Source organism: Mesorhizobium sp. B264B1B, from assembly GCF_020165765.1.
Taxonomy (GTDB): domain Bacteria; phylum Pseudomonadota; class Alphaproteobacteria; order Rhizobiales; family Rhizobiaceae; genus Mesorhizobium.
In genome coordinates this window covers 507,506-515,184 of sequence record NZ_JAIUIS010000003.1, presented here as the reverse complement: position 1 = coordinate 515,184, position 7,679 = coordinate 507,506, and the positions used below count along the sequence as shown (strand labels likewise).

Annotated in this window: 6 protein-coding genes; 5 read left to right on the top strand and 1 reads right to left on the bottom strand. The window is 64.4% G+C overall.

Annotation, left to right across the window (positions count from 1 at the left end):
- Positions 1-40: 40 nt before the first annotated feature.
- Together LB547_RS09180 and LB547_RS09175 are read left to right on the top strand one after the other, a co-directional pair.
- Positions 41-1,327, top strand: coding sequence for an NAD(P)/FAD-dependent oxidoreductase (locus LB547_RS09180; protein WP_140760672.1), 1,287 nt, complete (start codon positions 41-43; stop codon positions 1,325-1,327).
- Positions 1,328-1,550: 223 nt separating this feature from the next.
- A complete protein-coding gene (locus LB547_RS09175; protein ID WP_224656002.1) occupies positions 1,551-2,399 on the top strand; it encodes an SH3 domain-containing protein in 849 nt (282 codons plus the stop codon).
- 67 nt (positions 2,400-2,466) lie between these two features.
- Here the strand turns inward: LB547_RS09175 and LB547_RS09170 are convergent, their stop codons facing one another.
- Positions 2,467-3,213 carry an SDR family oxidoreductase gene (locus tag LB547_RS09170; RefSeq protein WP_140513390.1) on the bottom strand — a complete coding sequence of 249 codons (747 nt, stop codon included), beginning with the start codon at positions 3,211-3,213 and terminating at the stop codon, positions 2,467-2,469.
- A gap of 313 nt (positions 3,214-3,526) precedes the next feature.
- On the opposite strand from LB547_RS09170, the gene zwf reads away from it, so the two are divergent.
- The 3 genes from zwf (at position 3,527) to edd (ending at position 7,614) form a co-directional block, all read left to right on the top strand.
- Positions 3,527-4,999, top strand: coding sequence for a glucose-6-phosphate dehydrogenase (gene zwf, locus LB547_RS09165; protein ID WP_140501096.1), 1,473 nt, complete (start codon positions 3,527-3,529; stop codon positions 4,997-4,999).
- Entirely contained in the window at positions 4,981-5,697 is a 717-nt protein-coding gene (gene pgl, locus LB547_RS09160; protein WP_140760660.1) for a 6-phosphogluconolactonase, read from the top strand. The genes zwf and pgl overlap by 19 nt, the downstream gene beginning before the upstream one ends.
- Before the next feature lie 72 nt (positions 5,698-5,769).
- Positions 5,770-7,614: a phosphogluconate dehydratase gene (gene edd / locus LB547_RS09155; RefSeq protein WP_140525577.1), complete on the top strand. Its 1,845-nt coding sequence runs from the start codon at positions 5,770-5,772 to the stop codon at positions 7,612-7,614.
- Positions 7,615-7,679 lie beyond the last annotated feature (65 nt).

Below are 7,679 nucleotides of genomic sequence, written 5' to 3'. Positions count from 1 at the left end.
CTACTCCCCTACTCCCCTACTCCCCTACTCCGTGAGCATCATGCCCTACCAATCCCCGATCTCCCCCGGCCGTTCCTGGTACGAGGACACGGCCGGCCCGCGACCCGAGTATCCGGCGCTGGACGGTGACCGGAGCTGCGACGTCGTTATCGTTGGGGGCGGTTTCACCGGCTTGTCGGCGGCGGTGCATCTGGCCAAGGCGGGCACCAATGTGGTTTTGATCGAGGCGTATCGCTTCGGAGACGGCGCTTCCGGGCGCAATGGCGGCCAGCTCGGCACCGGGCAGCGCGCCTGGGCCGAGGAATTGGAGGCCGAGTACGGGTTTTCCCGCGCCAAGGCACTGTTCGACCTCGCCGAGGAGGCGAAGGCACATCTGCTCGAATTCGCCGCCGCCAACCAGATCGATATCGACTACATGCCGGGCCAGCTCTCGGTTGCGCACAAGCCGCGCTATGTCGACGACTACAAGGCGCATGCCGAGATCATGGCCAGCCGCTTCTCCTATCCGCACATTTCGTTCATGGACGCGACGGAAACTGCGCAGCGGCTGGGCTCGACGGCCTATTTCGGCGGGACGCGCGACACCGGCACCGGCCATATCCATCCGATGAAACTGGTGATCGGCACGGCGCGGGCGGCGGCACAGGCCGGCGCACGATTGTTCGAAGCGAAGCCGTCGACCGGCATTGTTTCGAGCGGCGGCACGGTGAAGGTTTCGACAGCCAGGGGGACGATCACAGCGCAGAAATGCCTGATCGCGGTCAATGCCTATGGCGGCACGCTCGAACCGGTGAGTGCCGCGCACATCATGCCGATCGGCTCGTTCATCGGCGCGACCGTGCCGCTTGGAGCGGATTCGAACGTGCTGCCGGGCGGCGAGGCCGTCGATGATTCCCGCTTCGTCGTGCGCTACTTCCGCAAGTCGAGGGATGGCCGGCTGCTGTTCGGCGGACGCGAGGTCTACGGCGTCAACGACCCCAAGGACATCCATATCCATATCCGCCGCCAGATCGCGGAACTCTATCCCGCACTGAGGGACGTCGAAATCACGCATGGCTGGGGCGGCTATGTCGGCATCACGGTGCCGAGAAAGCCGTTCGTGCGGGAAGTGATGCCGAATGTGATCTCGGCCGGCGGCTATTCCGGCCACGGCGTCATGCTGTCGAACTTCTTCGGCAAGCTCTATGCCGAAACGGTAGCCGGCAACCGCGACCGGCTAAAGCTGATCGAGGATTTGAAGATTCCGCCGTTCCCCGGTGGCCGGCGCTTGCGCGCGCCGCTGCTTTTCCTGGCGCTCAACTGGTTCGCGTTGCGCGACAGGATTTAACAATTGTTGAGTAATATCATGGGGGCCGCGACATCCAAGCGTTGCAGAATCTTCAGCAATGGCGCACTGATGCCACAATCGCGGGCAAAAAGTGCAATCTCTAGCGAATATAGACGGGGATTTTCTGCGGGCCCGCCCGCTGTTTGATTTGGGACCGGTGCGACCGACGCACGCATTGCGGTGTTTGATCGAAGAAGATCGGCCCCTTATGGAGGTGGCAAGAGTGAGAGAGCCCTTCAGTTTCGGTGCTCCGGAACGTCGGCGCTTTGCCATGCAGTTCGGCTACGACATGCGCCCGTCATTCTGGCAGGAAGTCCGTTCGAACTCGCATCTGGTGATTGCCGCGGTCGGCACGGCCGCGCTGCTCGGCGTGGCCGCGGTGGCACTGTGGTTGGCGTTGCCGGCGAACGAGCGGCAAGCGGTTGCCAATCCAGGGCAAGCCATTCCGGCCGTTCCGGTGAAGACGACGAAGATCGCGCCAGCGGGGATCACGGCGGCCGCGGCGGCGGTGCCGCAAGCGGCGCGAAAGTCCGACCAGGTCTCGCCGACCGTGGCTGTCTCGGAAGCCGCCATTCCGGCGCTCGCGGCGAACGACCCGCGCTGGACCGCCTCCCAATCGAAGACCGCACCGGCTGCTTCCGGCCAGTCGGCGAGCAAGGCCGGGCAGAGGCCTGACAAGCCGGCGGCGGCGGCATTCGCGCAACCCGCTGCCGACACCGACGCCGCCACCGAGCTCGCCAAGGTCGCCGCACCGGCCCCGGCGGCGGGCAGCAGTCCCGATGGCGCGCAGACCGCCGCCATTCCGGCCGCGCAACCACAAGTAGCGTCGCAGCAATCTGCCGCGCAGGATGACGACAGCAAGGCCGAACCGCGCAAAGCGGCCGCGGCTGGCACCGGGCGCATCCTCAGGGCCGTGACTATGCGTAGCGGCCCGAAGAAGAATGCGGCCGCCATCGTCACGGTGCCCGCCAAGACCTCGGTGCAAGTGATGAGCTGCAAGCGTTGGTGCCAGATCGTCTACAACGGCAAGACAGGCTGGGTCTACAAAACCTACATCAAGACCGGCGCCTGACGCACCAGCGCCACGATTAAGGCAGGCACGGCCGAGCCGATCTTTGGCGCAGCGATGACGGTGTGCGTCAGATGCAGCGCCCGCCGTCGACCTCCAGCGCAACGCCAGTAATGAAGACGGCCTCGTCGGATGCCAGCCACAGTGCCGCATTGGCGATGTCGAGCGGGGTCGAAAGCCGACCGAGGGGGATCGAGGCGCGGAATTTCTCGCGGATTTCAGGTGTATCGGCGCCCATGAATTTTTCCAGCATGCCGGTCTCGCCGGCCACCGGACACAGGCAGTTGACGCGGATGTTCTTCGGCGCGAGTTCCACCGCCATCGACTTGGTGGCGGTGATCGCCCAGCCCTTGGAGGCGTTGTACCAGGTGAGGCCGGGCCGAGGGCGCAGGCCAGCGGTGGAGGCCGTGGTCAGGATGACGCCCCCGCCTTGCCGCTCCATGATCGGCACGACGGCAAGGGCAGCATGATAGATGGCCTTCATGTTGACCGATGTGATCAGGTCGAACGTCGCCTCGTCGACTTCGAGCATGTCGCCATTGCGATGGGTGAACCCGGCATTGTTGACCATGATGTCGATACGTCCGAAGGCGCTTTTGGCGGCATGGACCATCTCGTCGAATTCGGAGCGCTGCGAAACGTCGGTCTGGGTCCAGATCGCCGCCTCGCCGATCTCGCCGGCTACGCGTTCGGCGCCCTTGGCATTGAGGTCGGCCACGACGATCCTGGCGCCCTCCTCGGCGAAGCGACGGGCAATGCCCTCGCCGAAACCCGAAGCGGCCCCGGTGACGATGGCGACCTTGTCCTTCAGACGCATGTTTTTCCGCTCCCTGGGTTCATCGCGTGGCTTTTACCGTGGGCTGCCGGCATCATGGCCTGTGCCACGACAGGCAAAGCGCTGATTCTCCCTTAGCTTTCGTCACATTCACGTCCTATGCTGCAACTGCGAAGGCTTGGCGGAGTTGTCGTTTGCCGACAAGCCTTCGCTTGGTGCCAGTGTCAAGCGCACATCTGGACCGACGCAAATATGTAGCGATCGGTCGTCGATGTGACACCATGGCACTGGAAAATTTAAATCGATTAGAATATATCAGCCGCGTACTCGCGACCGGCGTCAAAGCGGATAGACCATGACCAGCCAGATCATCCCCGTCGACCCTTTCGACTTCATCATTTTCGGTGGCACCGGCGACCTGTCGGAACGCAAACTTCTTCCGTCGCTCTACTATCGCCAGCGCGACCATCAATTTTCCGAGCCAACCCGCATCATCGGCACGTCGCGTTCGAAGATGAGTGATGACGAATTTCGGGCTTTCGCCAAGCAGGCTATTTCCGACCACGTCAAGGCGGCCGATATCGATCCCAAGGAGCTCAAAACCTTCCTGGCGCGGCTTTCCTATGTCCCGGCCGATGCCACGAGCGGCGCGGGGTTCGACAGGCTGAAGAAGGCGATCGGCGACAGCGACTGCATCCGCGCCTTCTATCTGGCGGTGGCGCCGGCGCTGTTCGGCGACATCTCGCACAAGCTGAAAGAACACGATCTGATCACGCCGAATTCGCGCATCGTGCTGGAGAAACCGATCGGCCGCGACCTCGCTTCGGCGCAAACGCTCAACGATCTGGTCGGCGACGATTTCCACGAAAGCCAGATCTTCCGCATCGACCATTATCTCGGCAAGGAAACGGTGCAGAACCTGATGGCGCTGCGTTTTGCCAATGCGCTCTACGAGCCGCTGTGGAATTCCGCCCATATCGACCACGTGCAGATCACCGTCGCCGAGACCGTCGGCCTGGAAGATCGTGTCACCTATTACGACAAGGCCGGCGCGCTGCGCGACATGGTGCAGAACCATATGCTGCAACTGCTCTGCCTGGTGGCCATGGAAGCGCCATCGTCGATGGACGCCGACGCCGTGCGTGACGAGAAGCTGAAGGTGCTGCGCGCGCTCAAGCGCATCAACGGCAACGAGGCGCCGAAGCACACGGTGCGTGGACAATACCGCGCCGGCGCTTCCGCAGGCGGGCCGGTGAAAGGCTATGTCGAGGAGCTCGGCAAGGACAGCAACACCGAAACCTTCGTCGCGATCAAGGCCGAGATCGGCAACTGGCGCTGGGCAGGCGTTCCGTTCTACCTCAGGACCGGCAAGCGGCTGGCAACCCGGGTCTCGGAGATCGTCATCGAGTTCAAGCCGATCCCGCATTCGATCTTCGGCGGCGACAGCGCCGGGCCGATCTTCGCCAACCAGCTGGTCATCCGGCTGCAGCCCGACGAAGGCGTCAAGCAATTCATCATGATCAAGGACCCGGGTCCGGGCGGCATGCGGCTGCGGCAGATTTCGCTCGACATGAGCTTCGCGCAGTCCTTCGACGGCCGCGCGCCGGACGCTTATGAACGGCTGATCATGGATGTCGTGCGCGGCAACCAGACGCTGTTCATGCGCCGCGACGAGGTCGAGGCCGCGTGGAGGTGGATCGACCCGATCCAGAACGCCTGGGAAAGCGCCAGGCAGGAGGCGCAGGGCTATACGGCGGGCACCTGGGGACCTTCGGCCTCGATAGCGCTGATCGAACGTGACGGGCGGACATGGCACGAGAGCAATTGAACAGCGCCAGCTACAACTGGAATGGCTTTTCCGACCGCACGGAACTGGCGGCTGCGCTGGCCGGCCGCGTCGCCGACCGGCTGGCAAAGGCAATCGCGGCGCGCGGCACGGCGTTACTGGCCGTTTCCGGCGGCACGACGCCGGCAAAATTCTTTGCTGCCCTGTCGGGAATACCGATCGCCTGGGACAAGGTAGCGGTGACGCTGATCGACGAGCGCTTCGTGCCGGCCTCCTCGCCGCGTTCCAATGCCGGACTGGTGGCCGCCAATTTGTTGCAGAACGCGGCTGCGGCGGCACGGTTCGTGCCGCTCTATCATGAAGCCGTCAGCATCGAGGATGCCGCGAGATCGGACAATGCGGCGCTCCAGTCCCTGCCCTGGCCGCTCGACGTCGCCGTGCTCGGCATGGGACCTGACGGCCATACCGCCTCATTCTTTCCAGACGCCGACGATCTGGCGAAATTGCTCGACCCGTCCTCGGACAGGATCGTGCTGCCGGTTCATGCGGCAAGCGCCGGCGAGCCGCGGCTGACCCTGTCGCTGGCGCGCATCATCGATGCCGGCTTCCTGGCGCTGCACATAGAGGGCGAGGACAAACGCACCGCCTTCGACGGCGCGGTGGCACCCGGTCCGCGAAAGCCGATCCGCGCCGTGCTCGACACCGCCCCCAGGCCTGTAGAGGTTTTCTGGGCACCCTAACTCTAGACTTATCTGGTCCCGGCAAACGGCGGGAGGATGTTTCCGGGACCTCGCTTGAAAGGACCGAACGCCATGACCGCAAGACGCGATATCGAAGCCATCACGGAGCGCATCCGCCAACGCTCCAAGCCGGGCCGCGAGCGCTATCTCGGCCGCATCGCCAGCGCATCGAACCAGACCGCCAACCGGGCGGTGCTGTCCTGCGGCAATCTTGCCCATGGCTTTGCCGTGTGCAGCCCCTCGGAGAAAGTGGCGCTGGGTGCCGACAAGGTGCCGAACCTCGGTATCATCACCTCCTACAACGACATGCTGTCGGCGCATCAGCCCTTCGAGACATTCCCGGCGCTGATCAAGGAAGCGGCGCGGGAGGCCGGCGGCATCGCCCAGGTTGCCGGCGGCGTGCCGGCGATGTGCGACGGTGTCACCCAGGGGCAGCCGGGCATGGAGCTTTCGCTGTTCTCGCGCGATGTCATCGCCATGGCGGCCGCGATCGGCCTGTCGCACAATATGTTCGACGCCGCCGTTTATCTGGGCGTCTGCGACAAGATCGTGCCCGGGCTGGTGATCGCGGCACTGACCTTCGGCCATCTGCCGGCGGTGTTCATTCCGGCCGGGCCGATGACGACAGGCCTGCCCAACGATGAAAAGGCCAGGGTTCGCCAGCTCTATGCCGAGGGCAAGGCAGGCCGCGCCGAACTGCTAGAGGCCGAGTCCAAATCCTACCATGGACCGGGGACATGCACCTTCTATGGCACGGCCAACTCCAACCAGATGTTGATGGAGATCATGGGCCTGCACACGCCAGGCGCTTCCTTCGTCAATCCGGGCACGCCGCTGCGAGACGCCTTGACCCGCGAGGCGACCAAGCGGGCGCTGGCGATCACCGCGCTTGGCAACGCCTATACGCCGGTCGGGCGGATGATCGACGAGCGTTCCATCGTCAACGGCGTGGTTGGCCTGCACGCGACCGGCGGCTCGACCAACCATACCATTCATCTGATCGCCATGGCCGCAGCCGCTGGGATCGCGCTGACCTGGCAGGATATTTCCGACCTCTCGGAAGCGGTGCCGCTCCTGGCGCGCGTCTATCCCAACGGGCTTGCGGATGTGAACCATTTCCATGCCGCCGGCGGGCTCGGCTTCCTCATTCGCGAGCTGCTCGACGAAGGCGTGCTGCATGAAGATGTGCAGACGGTATGGGGCGAAGGCCTGCGGCCCTACGCAGTCGAGGCAAAGCTCGGTGCCGACGGCAGCGTCGTGCGCGAAGCCGCCCCGCGCGCGAGTGGCGACGCGAAGGTCCTGGCGCCGTTCAAGAAAGCCTTTCAGCCGACGGGCGGCCTCAAAGTGCTGGCCGGCAATCTCGGCCATGCCGTCATCAAGACGTCCGCGGTGAAGCCGGAACGGCGCCTCATCGAAGCGCCGGCCAAAGTGTTCGACAGCCAGCAAGGGCTGAACGAAGCCTTCAAGGCCGGCACGCTCACCGGCGACTTCATCGCCGTCATCCGCTTCCAGGGGCCGAAGGCCAACGGCATGCCGGAACTGCACAAGCTGACCACCGTGCTCGGCATCCTGCAGGATCGCGGCCAGCGCGTCGCACTGGTCACGGACGGGCGCATGTCCGGCGCCTCCGGCAAGGTGCCGGCGGCGATCCATGTCACGCCGGAAGCGGTCGAGGACGGCCCGATCGCCAGGATCCACGACGGCGACATCATCCGGCTGGATGCGGATGCCGGCACGCTTGAAGTGCTGGTACCGGCAGCGGAATTCGCGCTGCGTCGGACGGCGGAAGCCGATCTCATCGGCAATGAGTTCGGCTTCGGCCGTGAGCTCTTCGCCGGGTTCCGTCAGCTGGTGGGTCGAGCCGACCATGGGGCCAGCGCGTTTGGAACCGACGCAGCGGAATTCGCACTGCAATGAAAAGGGACGGCTCCTGGCCGCCGTAGCTGAAATGTGGATTACTTGCTTGTCGCGGGGATCGTCGT